Raw genomic sequence first — 18,131 nt, 5'->3', positions numbered from 1 at the left:
GGGAAGCGTAGGTTCAACTGGCAAGTACAAATAAGTAGAAATGTTTGAACAACACCGTTTTAGGAAGTTGAAAAATCAAGTTTCTCTCTCGGTATAGCGTTTATTTTGGCCAATATCTTCTTTAGTTTAGCATTTGTGTATTTCCCATTCGTGTTCTATTTAGCTCCTTATTATGAGTATGTAGCAAGTTACTTATCAAATTCAGCCTCTTTGAGGGTCAAATATGGTTTTGCAAATGGTGACTGACAAGACATAAACAAGGTCAGCAGGAATTTTTTACATAAATGGACATGAATGTATATAACCTAAAATAAGAATAAATTTTAATAAGGGCTGCCCAAAAAGAAAAAAATGCAGTTGCCATCCTATAGATACTTGCAGAAAGGATAAAATTTACTTTTAGACCTTTTGGGATAGCCCTTATTAATACTTCAGATAAAATTCCTTAGGTTATATTTTCAATCCTTTGGACCGGGTTTCCTCCTTGGCATACAGTCCCGGACGCCCGATTATGACATGGTTGGCAACGATACTATCCGCCGGACTGCGTATCTGCGGCGGTGCATTTTCGGGATATTGCGCCTGCCTGTTCCTCACATCTTCCGCTTCCGGCTTGAGCTGTTGCCCTTCATTCTCCTTTTCTGCGACTTCGGGCGTGGGTGGCGCAAGCTCCAGCTGAATTTTTCGGTCAAGGGCGGCAAGTTCGGACTTCAACTGCTTCAGCTCGTCCTCCTTCTTCCACACCTTACCCGCTATCTCCTGTAACTGCGGTATCTCCATCTCCAGCACCTCGTTCTTCGCCTTGTACTGGTCGATGATGGAGGGTATCCTCTCCATCGCGTTGAGGAAGTTGCGGGCGGCGGCCAACGGGTCAGCCATCGCCAGATGCCCGTTGTTGTAGGTGTACTTGTAGTTCCCCTCGACCACGAAGCGGTTGTCGGTGAACTCCAATCCCTCTTTGAGTATCCTTTCGCTCACCACCTTTATCGGAAAACCGTAAAGTTCACCGACCTGCGTGTACAACCCTCCGGTCGTGGCATTCTTGGCTATCTCCTGCAAACGCTTTCCGATGACCTTCTCATCGGCGGAATCCACTCCGTCCACCTTTATTATATTAAGGCGGTTGCCCTCCTTGTCGGTCTGCACCACCGACAGGAAGCGGTTCCAGTCCTCCGTCATGGCATCTATGAAAGCCGTGTTGTTGCGCAACTCGCCGGTCTTTGACTCCAGCTTGAACTCCGAATCACGCTTGCCCTTGTTGAACGACTTGCGTTCCCCTTCGAGCGATGCGATCCGCTTTTCCAGTTTCGCCTTGTCCAACAGGTCGGTATTGCCGGAGAGCAACGCCATGTATTCCGAGAAATTCATGCCCGATTTTTCGTCCATTGCCCCCTCGTCGATGGTACGCGCACCCATCGCACCGCTTTTGAGCTGGCTTATGAAAGTCTGCTTGCAGTGCAGGAGGTTGAACTTGTAGCTGTCCAGTGACTTCTCCACCGCGTAGATGATTACATCCACGTTGTTCCCGGCGAAATGTTTGGCAATCTCATTACCTGCCCTAACTCCGCGTCCGTCACGCTGTTGCAAGTCGGACGGTCGCCACGGCGTATCGAGATGATGGATAGCCACACACCGTTTCTGGGCGTTCACACCCGTTCCGAGCATAGAGGTAGAGCCGAACAGCACACGCACCGTCCCGGCGTTCATGGCGTCTATCACCGCCTTCCGCGCCTTGTCGGTCTTGCACTCCTGAATGAAGCGCACCTCGCTTGGCGGTATACCGTAGTCCTCCGTCAGTTTGCGCTTGATTTCCGAATAGACGTTCCACCCGTCGCCCGGCTGGTATGTCCCCAAATCAGAGAAAACGAACTGCGTGCCTTTCTGGGCGTCGTATTTTTGATAATACTCCGCGATCATCTTGGCACAGTGACTCGCTTTGTTGTCGGGATGATCTTCGTAATTCGGGTCTATCATGCGCATGTCGAGTGCCATTTTCCGGGCATAGTCCGTGGCGATGAGCATCTTCGCCTTTTCTTCCGTTTCCGAAAGCGGCAGCCTGCCCAACAAGGTGGCATCGCCCGTCTTGGCGAACTGCATCAGTTTCTGTATGAAGTCCTCCTGTTCCGGCGTGGGCGGTATATGGTGCAGTATCTCGTTCTTGGCAGGACGGTCAACGCCCACATCCTCCGCCGTGCGGTAGTCCGTGATTTCATTATAGAAGGCGGCAAGCTCCGGCACTTTGATGAAGTAGCGGAAACGCTCCTTCTGGACCACATTGTTCGTCACGTTAAATTCAAAATCCGTCGTCTTCTTGGCAAATATCGCCGCCCAAGCGTCGAAACACCTTATGTCCTGCCGTTCCAGCTCCTTCGGGCGCAGGTACTTGAACAGCAGGTACAATTCAGTCAGTGAGTTGCTGATAGTCGTGCCGGAGAGGAAGGTCGCACCCAAGTCTTTTCCTGTGCGCTCCTGTATGGTGCGTATGGCAAAGAGCATGTTAAGTGCCTTCTGGCTTCCCTCGCTGTTTCCCAATCCCGCCACACGGTCGTGGCGCGTGTTGAAAGTCAGATTCTTGAACTGGTGGCTCTCATCTATGAAGATGTGGTCGATGCCCATCTGCTTGAAATCCACCACGTCGTCCGTGCGTGACTTTATGGCGTGTTCCACCTTCTCCAGCTTCGCTTCAAGGTTGTGCTTGCGCTTCTCCAATCCTTTCAGCATCGCCCGCGACACGTTCTTTCCCTGCTGCCGTAGCACTTCGAGGTTTTCCTCCACCGTGTCAAGCTCTGCTTGCAGGATGCGCTGCTGCAATTCCGGCGACTGCGGTATCTTGCCGAACTGGTCGTGCGACATGATGACGCAATCGTAGTCGTTGTTCTTTATATTATTGAAGAAGCGCACACGGTTGGCGGTCGAAAAGTCCTTCTCCGAAGCGTACAGAATACGTGCGTTGGGATATGCCGCCTGATAGGTGGCTGCAATCTCCGCAACGTTGGCTTTCAGCCCGATAATCATCGGCTTGTGTGCCAAATTCAGACGCTTCATCTCATGCGCGGCGATGCACATTATCAGCGTCTTACCGGTTCCCACCTCGTGGTCGCAAATTCCGCCGCCGTTCTGTTTCAACATCCAGACGCAATCCATCTGTGAGGGATAGACGCTCTTGATACCCCGGCTTGCCAGCCCTTTCAGGTTGAGGTCGGGAAAGGTCTGATGGGAGCCGTCGTAGCGCGGGCGCACGAAACAGTTGAACTTGCGGTTATACATCGTCACAAGCCGCTCCTTGAACTGCGGCGACTGCTCTTCGAGCCATTCGGAGAAGCCGTTTCGTATCTCGTCAATCTTGGCGTTGGCGAGTTGTATTCCCTCGCTGTCGCGCATCTTGATGTCGTTGCCATGCTCGTCCTTGCCGATGGACTTCATCATGTCAGGGCAGGTGTTGTGCAGGGCGTGTTTTAGGAGGTGCATACCGTCATAGTTCCGGTAATACCCCTTCACCAGAAACTCGTCCGTGATTTTCATGGTGCGGTAGCCGCACACCACCGAAAACTCGTCCATGCTTGCGGAATAGGCGATTTTCACCTCCGTGTCGAACAGCCGGCTCATGTAGGCGGCATAGACACCCGTCGGAATCCAGCGTTCCCCGAAATTGAAGTCCAGATCCTCGAAGGCGATGCGCTGCGGCTCGGCATCTTTCAGAGCCTCCAACGCCTGCTTCACCTCCGGCATACGCTCATTTTCGGGATTGTCACCCATCCATGCCTCTATGCGTTCCGCTTTCTCTATGACATTTCCGGCGATGAAACGGTCTTTGATTTCGTAACCGGTCACGAGCGGATTGTAGTAGATGCGCCCTTGCAGGGCAGTGAGCAAATCCTCCGCCGTGCTGTCGGTTATCTCCCGCATATAGTCGAGATTGACCGTACCATATTTGTTGAGCGACGCAGACAGGGCTTCTTCGGGAGAGCCTACGTTGGCATGGCTCTCCACCGCGAAGGAAACAGGATGCTCGAAGATGTCCGCCTTGACGAACTTTCCGTTTTCCATCCGTTCCAGCGAAAGGATGTCGCGCCCGCCCGCATCCATCATCACTAACTTCACGTTCTGCTTGGCGTTGAGGTTGCCGTAGCGCATGACAAACTCATCGTAACAGGTATTCAGATGCTCTCGCCACGGAACATTTGCCTCGCGCCGGAGCGATTCATAACGGTACAGACGCTCGTAGGCGTCACGCAGCGACACATACAACAACGCCTTTTCCTTCTGGTATCCTTTCAGGTCGAGCGGCTGGAATGTCGCCCCGTATGGCGTGATGTCTTTCAGGTAGCCGATGTTATGACGCCCCCGGTCAGCCACCAGCGACCCTTCGCGCAGGTGCATCTCCGGCGTGCGGTGGTAGGCACGCGGAGAAAGGTCCACGACTTCCTCCTTCGGCTTTTCCGCTTCGATGTCGGGGAAAAGGAAAGTCCCCACCGCTTCCGATGGGGTATCTGTAACGGCAGGTGCGGCGACTGCCTCCGGCTGTGTTTCCTCCTGTCGTGGCTGCTCACGGGAAGTTTCCGGCACGGCTTTCACTTCCGTCTTTTCCGCCACTTGTTTCTCGTTATGCTGCCTTGCCAGTTCCCGAAGTTCTTTCCTACGCTCCGGCGTCAAACCCATCATCATTTCATAGAAACCGTTGATGGGAGGATTGGTATCCCAGTCCAGTGTGGCATAGATGTCGTCCGGGTCGGCAGGCTTGGCGGTGTTCTCCGCTTTCACCTCCTTATTCTCCATTGCGGGTTTTGCAGTTGGAGCTGTCGGTGTAACCGTGACTTTCGGTTTGGGCGGAGTGGACTTTGCCGTAACTGCCTTTTTCACCGTCTTTTTCTTTTTGGAGGTTTTCGGTTGGCTGACCTCTTCCGTCATCCCCCAGAGGTCAAGCAGGGTGAGCTGCACGCCTGCGGAATATTGCGGGCGCGGTTCTATCTCCGGCTTTTCATCTGCGGGTTGCGGCTTTTCTGTCGGAGTTTCCACCGTCTGCGCCGAGGATACTGTTTCCAATTTTATGGCAGGACGCTCTACTTTATTTTGAACGGCAACTTTTTCTTCCGTTCCTGCCTGCCGGATTGAACCCGAATACAAGCGCATGGCAAGCCTGTAATGGAAATCCTCGTCGAGCATACGGCGCAAATCCCCGGCGATGCCTGCTGCCTTGCCCTCGTGCAGATAAACCATAGCGGGCTTCCCGTAGGGGTCTGTGTCAAGTTTCGCCATCGTATGCACGATGCGTTCCGGGTGGTGGATGAAATAGGCGTTGTCGGTCAGGGCGGTTTTCGTGTCCGTCTGTATCACGGTCATCAGCCGCTCGTCCTGCGACATTTCCTTCTTGCTGAGGTTCTTTTGCAGGACAATCAGGTCACTGCCCACCTCCGTGCCCGCGTTGTCCGTGAACAGGTTGTTGGGCAGGCGTATCGCGGATACCAGATTGGCCTGACTGAACAGCTCGTTACGCACGGAGGTCTTGGTGCTATTCAATACCCCTTGCGAGGTGATGAACGCCACGATACCGCCGTCACGCACGGCATCCAGTCCTTTGAGAAAGAAATAGTTGTGGATGGTTTTCTGGGCGGAGCGTCTGCCGAAAGAGTCGCTCCGCTGAAACTCCGCGTCGAACACGGCAATGTCACCGAACGGAATGTTGGACACCGCCAAGTCGAAATAATTGTTGAACGGTCTTTCGATTTTCTCAAAACCGCAGGTGCGCATTTTCTGGTCGGGATAGAGATGCCTCAAGATTGTACCCGTGAGCAGATCCTTCTCGAAAGCCATCACATCCGCATTGGGGCTGTGCCGCAGCATGGAATCCACGAACACGCCGACACCTGCCGACGGTTCGAGCATACGGGCGGGGCGGACGCTGTAATCTGCCAGCACGTCCGCGATGGTGTCGGTTATCTCTTTGGGGGTGTAGAAAGCGGTCAGCACGGACGCTTTCAGCGAATCCACAAACCGCTTGTACTCTGTTTCGTCCTTGCTGTTCTCACGGATAAGCCTGTGCAGCTCCACCGTCGGGGCGAACAGTTCGAGGTCGGATTTCGCCCACCGGACGGCATCCGTCAGTTCCTTTGCAGGGTTGAGGATACATTTCAGACCGCCGAAACCGCAGTACCTTTGAAGTATGGCACGCTCTTCGGTTGTCGCTGTCCTATTTTCCCTGTCAAGGATGAATGCCGTCCGTATCGCCTCGATGTTGTCCCGCAGTTTCTGTTTGCGGTTAAACGCCATATTCGTCTAAGTAAAGGACGGTTGCTCCCGTCAGCTCCGTGTAGAGCAGGTCGTAATCGGAAGACAGGGCGAAATTGTCATCCGAGAGGTCATAGACGGAGAACACGTTGCCGACAAGCGGCAGCAGTTTCAGGACAAAGGCTTCACGCTTCTCTTCCGGCACTTCATCGGCAAACTCGTTTTCCACGACTTCGCGGAGGATGGCGTAACGGGAATAATGCAGCCCGCGCAGCAGCGTGTCCATCGCCAGTTCCTGCGCACCATCGGCGGGATAGCCTTCAAGCCGTGCCCTCTCATACGTTTCGGCGGCACGGTCGGCCCGTTCCCGTATGAAAGCGGTGTCGTCAGCCTGTTCAAACTTGTTCGTGCGGAGATAGTCCAGCAGGTACAGACCGTAATAGGAAAAGTCGGTCTGACCCTCGTTTTTCTTCTTGTTGTTCATTACTTTGGATTTAGCGGATTGATAATTAACGGGATAATCGGTTGGAAAAAGGAAGAAAAAGGCACTCGGTATCCCTCCGAGTGCCACCACTAAATCCAAAGTATGAGTGTAATCCGGTATCGAAGAACAATTCATTACTCTGAACAAGTGGCAAAGTTAATACTATTTCTTCCGTCCTGAAAATTTCTTGTCCTTTTTAGCCTCCGGGAACACAAAAGTCGTGTTATATTCCCCGTCAAAGGCGACAACAGCATCGAAACTCTTGCCCTGTTTGCTCTTGAACCCTTTGAGCAGCTTGGTATGCCCTTCGGTGAGCAGGTCTTTGATTTCATCGTCGGACAGGGTGCGTCCCGCTTTCAGCCGGAACACGGGCAGTCCGCACTCCGTGTTGTCGCAGCGTACCACCTTGCCGTAGAACCGCATCCTGCCCGTGCCACACTTGGGACACGCGCAGCCGGAGTCACGGCTGCCGAAGAGCTTGTCGCACGAGATCAGTTCGGAGGTTATCTCACGTGTGTACGCCTCTATCTCCTTGCGGAAGGTGTCGTCGGACAGTTCCCCGCGCTCGATACGCGCCAGCTCCTTTTCCCATTCGCCCGTCATGGCAACATCGGCGATGCGCATCGTCTTGACGACGGAATTGAGGGCAAGTCCTTTTTCGGTGGGAACAAGCGACTTCTTGCAGCGTTCCATGTAACCGCGCTTGAAAAGCGTTTCGATGATGGAGGCGCGTGTGGCGGGAGTACCGATGCCACAGTCCTTCATCGCCTGCCGCAGTGCGTCGTCCTCAATTTCCTTGCCCGCCGTTTCCATTGCCGAGAGCAGGGTGGCTTCGGTATGCAGCGGCTTGGGTTTGGTCTTTCCTTCGGTAATGGACGAGCCTTTCGGTGTCAGCGTGTCGCCTTCCTGCCAGCCGGGGATGGTAATTTCCTCTTTTTCCTCGCCATAGACGGCACGCCATCCGGTTTGCTTCACGACGCTGCCTTTTACGGTAAACTCCACTCCGGCACATTCCGCCGTGACAGTGGTCACATCCTTGACGCATTTCTCAGAGAATGCCTCGACCATGCGCCCGGCAATCATCTGATAGATGGTATTGTCCTCTTTGGAGAGGAAGAGCGGTTTCTCACCCGTGACGAGCAGGGCATGGTGGTCTGTCACCTTGCCGTCGTCCACGCTGCGGCGTGTCGGGGCGGCTTTTGCCCGCACCTTGTCTTTCCATTCGGGCTGTGTGCCGATGAAAGCGAGCAGTTTGGGAATTTCGGCAAACACGTCTTCGGGGATGTAGCGGCTTCCCGTTCTCGGATAGGTTATCAACTTCTTTTCGTAGAGTTTCTGCGCGATTTCAAGCGTCTGTTCCGCCGTGAAGCCGTGCTTGGCGTTGGCTTCTTTCTGGAGCGTGGTCAGGTCGTAGAGCAAGGGAGTTTCCTCCGTCTTCTCCTTGCGCTCGGCTTTCGTGACAGTGGCGCAACCTGCCGCCTTTACCTTATTATATAGTTCCATCGCCGGTTCTTTCTCTTTCCATTTCTCGGAGGATGAGAATTTCACGACTTCGCCGTCGCAACCGTCCGTTGCGATATGGAGCTGCCAGAATGCTTCGGACGTAAAGCGGCGGTTCTCCCAGTAGCGTTCACATACCATAGCCAACGTTGGTGTCTGCACCCGCCCCACGGAATACGTGCCGTGTCCGGCGGCGATGGATAACGCCTGTGTGCCGTTGATGCCCACGAGCCAGTCGGATTCGCTCCGCGCTTTGGCGGCGAGGTAGAGGTTGTCGTATTTGCTGCCGTCTTCGAGTTTCCGCAGTCCCTCGCGGATAGCTTTGTCGGTGAGAGAGCTGATCCACAGGCGCACGAAAGGAGTGGTGCAACCCGTATAGTGGTAGAGGTAGCGGAAGATAAGCTCTCCCTCGCGTCCGGCATCGGTCGCCACGATGATATGTTCGCTTGTGTCGAACAGTCTTTTGATGACTTTTATCTGCGACACCACGCCGCTGTCGGGCTTGTAACCTTTCTCCGTCCTGACCTGACGGGGGACGAGCGTGAATGTGTCGGGAATAATCGGGAGGTTGTCACGGACAAATCCGCGCACGCCGTAGCCGTCGGGCATGGCAAGCTGAACGAGGTGTCCGAATGCCCATGTCACGGCATAACCGCCTCCCTCGAAATATCCTTCCTCTCTCTTTGTCGCGCCCACGATGCGGGCGATTTCACGTGCCACGGAGGGCTTTTCTGCAATGATTGTCTTCATGTCTTCTTCTTTTTTGTTGATACTTTGGATTTTATTTTGGATTCAGTGGCGGACACGGGATTACATTTTCATGCCCTTGCCCGTTTTCTTCTGCGGCTTCTCCTGCTGCTGTTGCTGGCGGGCGTCCTTCGGGTTGGTCTGACCTTTCTGCAACGGCTCTCTCAGATTCTTTGTAGCCTCGTTGGTCTTGCCATCGTTGTTCACCGCCACCTGCGTGCGGCTCTCGTTGGACGGAGCAACCTGCTGTGCATTGTCAGGGTTCGTGTCGTAGCGGTACGGGCGTCCCTTCTCCGGGTTGAACTTGATATACATCGTGGCATGGAAGCCCTGCTTGTCGGTCACGTTCTCCAGCTTCACGGCTTTACCCGCCACATAGTCGGCTTTCTGCTGGTCGGTGAAGCTCACGCCGCTCCATTTGCTGATGGGGCGGATGCTGCCGTCCTCGTTCGTCCACGTGTTGCGGCGTTGCTCCTTCTTGGTCTGTGCGGCATTTTCCCCGCCCTGCGCCTGACTTTTCGATGTGTCGCCTTTGGTTTCCTGTGTCTGTGCGGTACGGGGCGACTTGCCGGTTCCCGGCACGAACTCCACGCCGCGCTGCTCCACGTTCACTTGCAGGGTGGTGACGAACTTTCTGCCGTCGTTGCGCTCGATGAGCTTGTCGCGTACGGGCAGTCCGGCGCGGAGCATGTCCCGCTCCTGCGTGGTGATTTCCGTCTTGCCGATGCGCTCCGGGATGCGCACCCTGCTTGCCGGAATGTCCGTGATTTCATTCGTCTTGCGGTCGATGCTGATGTAGGAGGGGATGATCTCGCCCGTTTCCCTGTCCACAATGTCCACGACCCTACCGAGATTGCCCGTTTCGCGGAGGTTCTTCCGGTCATTGTCGGAGAATTTGTGTTCCTTGTACTCATCCAGCTTCTGCTCCTTGCGGATGAAGTGCGGCACGAGGCTGATGTTTCCCTCACCGTCCTTCTTGAAGGAGAGGCGGGCGTCCAGCTCGAATGATTCGCCGCCGAAGGTCGGTTTGACCTTTACCAAGTCGGACTTGCCATAGTTGAGCATCTTCGTAAGGTCGCCGGACTTTTCAAGGTTGTCCCGCTTTACGCCCCATCTGTCCTCCAGCTCCTGCCAGTTGATTTTACTCTCGTCGATGGGCTGGTAGCCACGTTTGCCCTGCATCTGTTCGGATTTGTCCTGTTGCTGTTCTTTCCGTTGTTCCATGTTCTCCTGTTTTTGAGGTTCTTGTTTCTCTGTCTGTTGTGCTGCCATCTCTTCCTGCACCTTCTTCTCATAGTCGGAGGTGTCCACCTTGTGAGGGGCGAGCAGCTCCTTGTTCGCTTCGGGGTCTTTCAGCAGTTGCTTCATCACCTCTAAGAGATTTTCAGCTTGGTCTGCCGCAATGCGGTAGAAACCGAAGCGGCTGGGTTCCTTGCACTGCCGGAAGAAGTTCTTGAAGAAGTTGTCCAGCACGTCGCCATGTCGGTCGAATTGCAGGAAACTCTGCGCGTTCTCCGCTTTTGCGGGGGTGCGCTTGGGTGTGCCGTCCGCGTTCAGCCCGGCTACCACGCTGATCTCGCCTGTCTTCTCGTCACGGACTACCAGCACGTCCTTTTCGTCTTTTTTCTTTGCCATCTGAAAAATGTTTTAATGGGTTATTTATGAAAGAAATTATGGATACGAGCCTTGTAGAAGGCTATATCTTCCTTTTTGAAGTCCTTGATATGGTTGGAAAGGAATGTCAGCACGTCCTCCTCGCTGTAATAGGTCTTCTTGCCCAGCGTCTTGTAGGGCAATGCGCCTACGCTGCGGTAGCGTTGGAGGGTGCGTTTGCTTATCTGGAGCAACATGCACAAATCCTGATTGTCGAAAAGGCGGATGCTTTCCGTGATAGTGGGCTGTTTCCCCTCAGCCTTCATCGCCAGCAGCAGTTCGTCCTGACGGTCGAGCCGTTCCATCAGCTTCTGCATCCAGCCCTCGAAGTTGTTTCGTGTGAGCAGTTCCATGACCTATGTCCTCCTTCCTTTTGGTTTGCCGCCCGTGCGCAGCGTGTGGTTGTGGAACAGGGTGTCTATTGTCCCTTCCTCGTTCCTTACTGTGTTGTCCTCCAATAGCCGCAGTATCTCGGAAAGGCGGTAGCGGCAGCTTCCGCGTACCACCACATACTCGATACGGTGGTCGGTGCGCATACGCTGCATGGTGCGCTTGCTCACGTTGAGCATCTTCGCCGCCTGTGCCGTGTCAAGCAGCTTGTCTTCGGTTTCCCGCTTCCGTTTCTTCTCGTCCCTTGCCTCGCGGATGTACCCTGCGATGTTCGCAATCTGCGCCATCATCTCCTTGTAGGCGGAACTTTCCATTGTTATCACTTTCATGTTCAGTCCTTTCTTTTTGTTTCTGCGACAAAATTCGGCAATAAACAAAAGGGGCTTTAACAACTCACTACGTGACTCACGTAAGATTTTTGCGGAAGATGGCTCCGTAACCCGGTCAAACGGCGCAACAGGCAGCCTTTCAGCGGAAAACGATACGTCTTGTATGCCGTTTCGTTACCTTTGCGGCAAACTCTAAATGACATGAATATGGAAATAGTATCTATCGAGAAAAAGACTTTCGAGATGATGGTGGCGGCATTCGGCGCACTCTCGGAGAAGGTCGCCGCCCTGAGGCGCAAAAGCGACACGGGGCGCATGGAAAGATGGCTCACGGGCGAGGAGGTCTGCGGGCAGTTGAGAATAAGCCCGCGCACGTTGCAGACGCTGCGTGACAGGCGGCTTATCGGCTACTCGCAGATAAACCGCAGGTTCTATTACAAGCCAGAGGAGGTGAAGCGGCTGATACCGCTTGTCGGCACGCTCTATCCGCACGGCAGATGATTTGATTTATTCACCCACTGAATCCGAAGTTATGATGAACGAGAACAACGATGTTTTTACGATGGAAGACGAGCCGATAGCCTCTGTGGTGCAGGATATGCGCAAAGGCTCGAAATGGCTGTCCGCATTTCTGGAAAGCTACCGTCCTCCGCTGGACGGGGAACGTTACCTGACGGACGGCGAGGTGTCGGAACTGCTCCGTGTGAGCCGGCGCACCTTGCAGGAATACCGCAACAACCGCGTGTTGCCCTTCATACTTTTGGGAGGGAAGGTGCTTTACCCGGAAACGGGGCTGCGCGGGGTACTGGAAGCGAACTACCGCAAGCCGCTGGAGTGAGGCGGTTTCATGAAAAAGTAAACGGGTGACACCTTTTGTGGTGCTACCCGTTTACTTGTCTTATGGGGTATGTGCAATCAGCAATACCCGGCTTTTCCGTTCTGTATGAACATCACGTATGTCTGCCGTTTCTCTTGTGAGAGTGCCTTTCCCACCAGCCATGTGCGGAACAGGTGGGTGTTGTAGGTATTCACCCTGAAAGCGACCGGGATGATGATTTCAAGGGCGTACACGTCCGCGTGCAGCCCGTTTTCAAGCTGCATGTAGCGGCACACCTCGTAGTCGTTCAGCACGTCCGACTTGCGGACGGCTCTGATGGCGGCGTTCACTGCCGGGACGGTCGTATGGAACAATCCGGCTATTTCGGTGGCGGTCATCCACACGTCGTTACCGGTTACGCTGACTGCCTTGTCCTCGATGATGATTGTGTCACGTTTCATGGCTTTTCTTTTTAGATGGTGCAACCTGCAAATTCCTCGACGCCGTTCAATCTTGCGGCAAGGTTCTCCATGTCCTGATTGAGCTTCTCTTTGGTTATCTTTGCGTAAATCTGCGTCGTCTTTATGCTCTTGTGTCCGAGCATGGAGCTGACCGTTTCGATGGGAACACCGTTGGAGAGGAATATCGTCGTGGCTGCCGTGTGGCGGCTCTGATGCCACGTGATATGCTTGGTGATGCCGCAACGCTTGGCGACGGCACGGATACCGGCAAGGCACGTGTTATAATGCGGAACGGGAAATATCCTGCCGTCCCCGCACAGTCCCCGGTATTTGCCGATTATGCGGTTGGCGATGTCGAGCAGGCGGATGTTGGACACCACGCCCGTTTTCTGGCGGTTGATGTTTATCCACTCGTGTTCGTCGAAGTAGGTGCGGATATTCTCTTCCGTAAGGTTGCGCATATCCGCGAACGACAGCCCCGTGAAGGCGCAGAACAGGTAGAGGTCGCGGTACAATTCCTGTTTGGCGTTTTTCAGTTTCCCCTCCATCAGCAGGCGGATCTCATCTTTGGTCAGGAAACTGCGTGTTGTTTCCTCCTTCTTGATTTCATACTCGCGGAACGGGTCGCGCGTCAGCCACTCGTTGTTGATGGCGATGAATACCATCGTCCGTAACGGGCAGACGTACAGCCACACGGTATTGGTGCAGCAGTGCTTGTCCGTGCGCAGGAACATCTCGAAGTCGGAGATGAAAGCCGGGGTAAGCTCTTTTAGGGCGATGTCCTTCACATGGTAGCGGATGTCGAGGAACTCTTGCATGTGCTTGTAAACGGTGCGGTACTTCAGCAGCGTGCCTTTGGCTTTCATGCCTGCCTCCACCTGCTTCTCGTAGTCCTCGTTGTGCTGGCGGAACACCTGCATCAGCGTGTGGTAGCGGTGTTCCAGTCCGAGAAAGGCGTTCTTCACCTTCTCCGCCGTGACGAAGTTGTCACGCTCCATGATTTCCTGATAATGCCTGTTGATGCGTACCCGCATCTTGTCAAGCATACGGTTCGTTTCGAGTGCCGCCGTGCTTCTGCCCGTGACACGTCCACCTTTGGTGTCCCACAGTTTCGGATCGACAGTCAGTTTGCAGCTGAACTGTGTCTGGCTGCCGTCCACCGTGATGCGTCCCATGACGGGAACTGTCCCGTCCTTTTTCACTACCTGACGCTTGAGGTAGTAGATTACTGAAAATGTACTCTTCATTGTCCTTAATTTTTGGGTTTCAAAATTAGTTGGTGAAGAGTCCGGTGTTGGTACGCAAAACGGGGAGGAACGGCGCAATCTTTTTCCGTAACCTGATTTTTCGCATGAGTTATGGATAACTCACTATTCCTTAGAGCCTTGTTTCGCTATTCGTACCCGTTTGTCGCATTTTCGGGCATGGTTACGAACAAGTAACGTAGCGGCGTCAGGATTTGGCTTCGGCAGGGATTGTAATGGCTTCACGGATTATCGCCACTTCAACCAAAACCCTTGTAACTCAATTCTATCACTATATCTTTCCGCATTTCACTTTTTTGTAGTAACTTTGCTGACGTTTGTTTTAACCTATAATTAAAGAAGAGAATGGTAAGTATGAAAGCATGGACACATGGTTTATGGAGTTTGTTGTGTGCTGGAATGGTAGGTGTTGTCCCGGCAAAGGTTGCCGCTGCTTTGCCGCAAGGAAGCGGTAAAGCCGTGAATTTGGCTTTGGGGGCAGAAGCATTTTCCGGCTCTTGCTATGGTGCCGGATATGAGGCCAAGTATGTGACGGATGGCAATTGGGATACGCGTTGGGCATCAGCCGGACTGTCTGGGACGGTATGGCTTACCTTGGACTTGAAAGGGGAAAGGACGTTCAACTGCATTGATGTTTATGAGACAGAAGGTTACAAAGGACGCATAGAGGAGATTGTCATTTCAGTGTCCAATGACGGAATAGGATGGAAACGTTGGCTGAACCGCAGACCGAGTGATGCACGGACAGTGTTGGTTGGTGAAGAGATGACAGCACGTTATGTACAGGTCTCTTTTTTGGAGTGTAGTCCGGAGGGCATCAACGTAGATGAAATCGGTATCTATGACGACCCGCAAGCTGTGGCTACGCCCGAACCGACGGCGTGGAGGGAGGATGCTCTCGGTTGGATTCGTCAACTGCCTTCCCGTGAGGCCAATGTGTACCAACAGCGTAAGGCACATTTGAAGTACGGAATGTTTATCCATTACGGTATGAATACCTTTTTGGGGCAGGAATGGAGCGATGGTTCATCTCCGGCCTCGGCCTACCATCCGGACTTGTCCACGCTCAATCCCGAGGCTTGGGTCAAGGTGGCATACGAAGGCGGTATGAATTTCATTGTGTTGGTTACGAAGCATCATGACGGTTTTGCTTTGTGGAATACTCAGGTCGGTACGTATAACATCAATCATACGGGCCGGAAAGGCGACCGTCGGGACATCGTAAAAGAAGTAGCGGATGCTTGCCGCAAGTATGGAATCAAGTTGGGGCTATATTATTCTGCTTGGGACCGGAACTGGGATGCGAACCATACGCAGGCCTCCACGGGGTTAGACCGTGTACAGTTGGCGCAGGAATATAATGATTTCGCTTTGGCGCAAATCACCGAACTGATGGACGGGCGTTACGGCGAGATTTCGGAATTCTGGATAGACGGGGCGTGGGTGAAGAGCAATAAGGCATGGGAATTCGGCCGGATGTATGACAAGGTGAAGCGTTTGCAGCCTTCCTGCCAGATGGCGGTCAATACTTGCATCCGTTGTGGACGCACCCCGGACCAATACCAAGGCGGAGAAGAAATCTATTATTTCCCTTCCGACTTTCGTTTGCACGACCCGATGTTTACTCGGCGCGGCGCGGATGCTGACCCGAAAGTCTACCGTCGTGAGGGACAGGACTATTATTTGCCTTTCGAAGCCACGGTCTGTATGAACAACAGTTGGTTTTGGTCTGAAAAGAATAATGCGGAGAGTGTCATGTCTGCCGATAAAATCAAGGCGGCATACGAACACATGGTGGAACAGGGCAATACCTTGGTGGTCAACCTGGCTCCCGGCAAGGACGGATTGTTGAAAGACTACGACGTGGAAGCGTTGTATGAGGGGGCGCGTGCGTTGGGCATTGCCCGTGGCGATGCCCGTTTGAACCGTGGCAAGGAAGAGAGGGCTGTGCGCATAGATTATGTGACGACCAAGGGGTATGTGGCATTTCCCACCCGTTATCTTTATGGGAAGAAAGGGGTTGGCTTTACCGTCAAGGCCGAAGACTTGTCGCAAGACGGCTATCGCTTCGTAGGAAAAGAGGAAGTCGTAGAGGGTCGTTTCGGCAAGACCAAACGTATAGAGTTTGTGTACGAGGATGTGGCCGGAATCCCGGCAAGCGGTAAGTCGGATGGTTCGCTGTCAGGTTCGTATTCATGTCACATGAATTAGTAGGTATGAAGAAAGTTGTTTTTGTTGTGCTTGCAACATTGTGGTTGTTTGCATGTAAAAAAGAAGACGGTAAAAAGGTAGAGTTTCATGCTCTGCCTGTCAGTTCTATAGTGTCGGATACGTTGGAAATAGATTCGGTGCGCATGAATACCTTTTTTTCTAATCCGACTGCTCTTTTCATTATAGATGATTCGTTGATTCTCGTTTTTGATGATAATAGAAGTGATAAGCTTTGCCATTTTATTCATACGAAAGGGGGTGTGGTTAAAAGTTTCGGCGAGTGGGGACGTGCAAGAGGTGAATTTATCTTGCCGCAAGGATTGTCCTTGTCTAAAGATAAGGAGACTTGTTGCGTGTACGATTATAATATGCAATATACTGTTTGCTTTTCCGTAAAAGAGGCACTGGGTGGAGGCAATCCTGTCCAAGATGTGATAAGAATGGAAGAAGTAGAAAGCGGGCGACCTGTGGAGCATCGCTTCCATCAAGTCTTGGCTTTGTCAAACAACCGTTTCCTTGGCTTTGGCAACCATCCTGAAAATAGGGTTCAAATCTTTAATCGGTTAAAGGTGCTTGCCGCGTATTCAGATTTTCCGGTTCTTGACGAAAAAGAAGAGAACAACAGGTCTGTTTGGGGTAATTTGGCATCTTTTGGTGTATCTCCGGATGAAAAACATATCGTCATAACCACCGGGATAGGGGCGGCCTTTGAGATATTGTCTTTGAGTGGGGAAAAAATAAGCCATAAGTTGGTGAAAGGCTTCTATGCTCCGAAATATTCTATTGCTCAGGGAGCCGTTCCGACTTGTGTCGTCGTATGTCCGGAAACAGTAGTCGGATTTAATGCCCTGCATGTGGCAAATGATTGTTTTTATGCCGTGTTAGCCGGGCCGGAAGAGCGGTACAATGAAATCTTGAAATTTGATTTTGGTGGGGAATGTGTGCATAGATATTGTTTTCCGTCGGATATTGTTTATATAAATTGTATGACGGTCGATAAAGGGCGGCTTTGGGCTTTTGTGGAAAATAAGGACGGGGAAATAAAACTTATACAGACAAGGATATGAAGAATGACGGGCATACCCGTCATTCTTTTTCTTTTTTTCTTGATTTTTATCCGGAAAAGCGTTATTTTCGATGTTTGTATGAATCAACGTTGTGTGCGTCGGATATGGGAGCTTTGTCGTTACGGGATATTTCGTTGTTGCCGGTTTTTGCGGGCGTGAAGCAAGTGGGGCCTTGGTGGAATTTCAAGCATGTCATCAGCCCTTTCTATCGTTTGTATTATGTGGAGAGCGGGGCGGCTCGCGTGTGCGTGGATGATGTGTGGTATGAGTTGCGCTCCGGGCAGTTGTTCCTCATTCCGAAATATGCTTGCCATAGTTATGAATGCACGGGAGGGATGAACCATTACTATATCTGTTTCTTTGATGATTGGGTAGGGAACGGGGTGCCTCGTCCCGACAAGATGGCTTTGCAGGTACAGGCAGAGCCTTATGATTTGGCTTTGATGCGACGGTTCCTGCAGTTGAATCCGTGTATGGAACTTGTCAATGTAGACCCCAAGGTCTATAACCGGGCAGTGTACGATGGGGCAACCTGTCTCTCCCATGCCCGAAAGGAGATGGAGAGTTGTGGCATCCTGATGCAGTTGTTTTCCCGTTTTGTTACGGACGAGTGCCTGGGATATTGCTTGGGAGCGGCAGCCGGTGGCAAGTTCGACGAAATTGTGAACTATATCCACAGCCATTTGGACCGGCATATCCCTTTGGCCGAGTTGGCAGACAGGGCTTGTCTGACGGCGGGGCATTTCTCTAAAGTATTCAAACAGGTGATGGGCACGTCCCCCTGTCTTTACATGCAGAACCGGCGTATCAAACGGGCGCAAACCTTGTTGCTGACCACCAATATGACGATAACACAAGTCGCGGAAAGGGTCGGCATTTACAGTCCGGCACAGTTTACCCGTCTGTTTGCCAAGATTGCGGGTTGCAAGCCGAAGGATTACCGGAGCAAGTTGTTGGATTGTTGTTATTAAATGTCCGACAT

Annotated in this window: 13 protein-coding genes; 5 read left to right on the top strand and 8 right to left on the bottom strand. The window is 52.7% G+C overall.

The window, feature by feature from the left end; translation table 11 throughout:
- Nucleotides 1-450: 450 nt before the first annotated feature.
- From E0E47_RS09810 to E0E47_RS09785, 6 genes are all read right to left on the bottom strand, one after another.
- Entirely contained in the window at nt 451-6,267 is a 5,817-nt protein-coding gene (locus E0E47_RS09810; RefSeq protein WP_004291462.1) for an N-6 DNA methylase, read from the bottom strand.
- Nucleotides 6,257-6,709 carry a DUF1896 domain-containing protein gene (locus E0E47_RS09805; RefSeq protein ID WP_004304266.1) on the bottom strand — a complete coding sequence of 151 codons (453 nt, stop codon included), beginning with the start codon at nt 6,707-6,709 and terminating at the stop codon, nt 6,257-6,259. The genes E0E47_RS09810 and E0E47_RS09805 overlap by 11 nt, the downstream gene beginning before the upstream one ends.
- A 162-nt stretch (nt 6,710-6,871) precedes the next feature.
- Nucleotides 6,872-8,959, bottom strand: coding sequence for a type IA DNA topoisomerase (locus tag E0E47_RS09800; RefSeq protein WP_004291456.1), 2,088 nt, complete (start codon nt 8,957-8,959; stop codon nt 6,872-6,874).
- 60 nt (nt 8,960-9,019) lie between these two features.
- Entirely contained in the window at nt 9,020-10,591 is a 1,572-nt protein-coding gene (locus E0E47_RS09795; protein ID WP_004291455.1) for a DUF3945 domain-containing protein, read from the bottom strand.
- 20 nt (nt 10,592-10,611) lie between these two features.
- On the bottom strand, nt 10,612-10,962 hold the full coding sequence (locus E0E47_RS09790) for a helix-turn-helix domain-containing protein (RefSeq protein ID WP_004291454.1): 351 nt from the start codon (nt 10,960-10,962) through the stop codon (nt 10,612-10,614).
- 3 nt (nt 10,963-10,965) lie between these two features.
- On the bottom strand, nt 10,966-11,391 hold the full coding sequence (locus E0E47_RS09785) for a helix-turn-helix domain-containing protein (RefSeq protein WP_004291432.1): 426 nt from the start codon (nt 11,389-11,391) through the stop codon (nt 10,966-10,968).
- 138 nt (nt 11,392-11,529) lie between these two features.
- On the opposite strand from E0E47_RS09785, the gene E0E47_RS09775 reads away from it, so the two are divergent.
- Together E0E47_RS09775 and E0E47_RS09770 are read left to right on the top strand one after the other, a co-directional pair.
- Nucleotides 11,530-11,829, top strand: coding sequence for a helix-turn-helix domain-containing protein (locus E0E47_RS09775; RefSeq protein WP_004291426.1), 300 nt, complete (start codon nt 11,530-11,532; stop codon nt 11,827-11,829).
- Between the two features lie 31 nt (nt 11,830-11,860).
- Nucleotides 11,861-12,166 carry a helix-turn-helix domain-containing protein gene (locus E0E47_RS09770; RefSeq protein ID WP_004291424.1) on the top strand — a complete coding sequence of 102 codons (306 nt, stop codon included), beginning with the start codon at nt 11,861-11,863 and terminating at the stop codon, nt 12,164-12,166.
- 77 nt (nt 12,167-12,243) lie between these two features.
- Here E0E47_RS09770 and E0E47_RS09765 read toward each other — a convergent pair whose 3' ends face one another.
- Entirely contained in the window at nt 12,244-12,606 is a 363-nt protein-coding gene (locus E0E47_RS09765) for a hypothetical protein (protein ID WP_004291423.1), read from the bottom strand.
- Between the two features lie 11 nt (nt 12,607-12,617).
- Complete coding sequence (locus E0E47_RS09760) at nt 12,618-13,853, bottom strand: site-specific integrase (RefSeq protein ID WP_004291422.1); 1,236 nt, start codon at nt 13,851-13,853, stop codon at nt 12,618-12,620.
- Between the two features lie 372 nt (nt 13,854-14,225).
- Here E0E47_RS09760 and E0E47_RS09750 point away from each other — a divergent pair, with 372 nt between their 5' ends.
- From E0E47_RS09750 to E0E47_RS09740, 3 genes are read left to right on the top strand one after another with little or no spacing between them, the layout of a single operon-like run.
- Nucleotides 14,226-16,082 (top strand): alpha-L-fucosidase, encoded by a 1,857-nt coding sequence (locus E0E47_RS09750; RefSeq protein WP_232038397.1) that lies wholly within the window; start codon nt 14,226-14,228, stop codon nt 16,080-16,082.
- 5 nt (nt 16,083-16,087) lie between these two features.
- Nucleotides 16,088-17,149: a BF3164 family lipoprotein gene (locus tag E0E47_RS09745; RefSeq protein ID WP_232038396.1), complete on the top strand. Its 1,062-nt coding sequence runs from the start codon at nt 16,088-16,090 to the stop codon at nt 17,147-17,149.
- Nucleotides 17,146-18,120, top strand: a complete 975-nt coding sequence (locus E0E47_RS09740; protein ID WP_232038395.1) for an AraC family transcriptional regulator — start codon at nt 17,146-17,148, stop codon at nt 18,118-18,120. Before E0E47_RS09745 ends, E0E47_RS09740 begins: the two co-directional genes overlap by 4 nt.
- Nucleotides 18,121-18,131: the final 11 nt, after the last annotated feature.

The organism is Paraprevotella xylaniphila YIT 11841 (assembly GCF_900683745.1).
Lineage (GTDB): Bacteria > Bacteroidota > Bacteroidia > Bacteroidales > Bacteroidaceae > Paraprevotella > Paraprevotella xylaniphila.
This window is presented reverse-complemented; position numbering and strand designations above follow the sequence as displayed.

Excerpts from the sequence above, each read along its gene's own strand:
- E0E47_RS09800 (WP_004291456.1), bottom strand. The coding sequence starts at position 8,959 with ATGAAGACAATCATTGCAGAAAAGCCCTCCGTGGCACGTGAAATCGCC.
- E0E47_RS09790 (WP_004291454.1), bottom strand. The coding sequence starts at position 10,962 with ATGGAACTGCTCACACGAAACAACTTCGAGGGCTGGATGCAGAAGCTG.
- E0E47_RS09765 (WP_004291423.1), bottom strand. The coding sequence starts at position 12,606 with ATGAAACGTGACACAATCATCATCGAGGACAAGGCAGTCAGCGTAACC.
- E0E47_RS09750 (WP_232038397.1), top strand. The coding sequence starts at position 14,226 with ATGAAAGCATGGACACATGGTTTATGGAGTTTGTTGTGTGCTGGAATG.
- E0E47_RS09740 (WP_232038395.1), top strand. The coding sequence starts at position 17,146 with ATGAAGAATGACGGGCATACCCGTCATTCTTTTTCTTTTTTTCTTGAT.
- E0E47_RS09810 (WP_004291462.1), bottom strand. The coding sequence starts at position 6,267 with ATGGCGTTTAACCGCAAACAGAAACTGCGGGACAACATCGAGGCGATA.
- E0E47_RS09760 (WP_004291422.1), bottom strand. The coding sequence starts at position 13,853 with ATGAAGAGTACATTTTCAGTAATCTACTACCTCAAGCGTCAGGTAGTG.
- E0E47_RS09775 (WP_004291426.1), top strand. The coding sequence starts at position 11,530 with ATGAATATGGAAATAGTATCTATCGAGAAAAAGACTTTCGAGATGATG.
- E0E47_RS09795 (WP_004291455.1), bottom strand. The coding sequence starts at position 10,591 with ATGGCAAAGAAAAAAGACGAAAAGGACGTGCTGGTAGTCCGTGACGAG.
- E0E47_RS09745 (WP_232038396.1), top strand. The coding sequence starts at position 16,088 with ATGAAGAAAGTTGTTTTTGTTGTGCTTGCAACATTGTGGTTGTTTGCA.
- E0E47_RS09770 (WP_004291424.1), top strand. The coding sequence starts at position 11,861 with ATGATGAACGAGAACAACGATGTTTTTACGATGGAAGACGAGCCGATA.
- E0E47_RS09805 (WP_004304266.1), bottom strand. The coding sequence starts at position 6,709 with ATGAACAACAAGAAGAAAAACGAGGGTCAGACCGACTTTTCCTATTAC.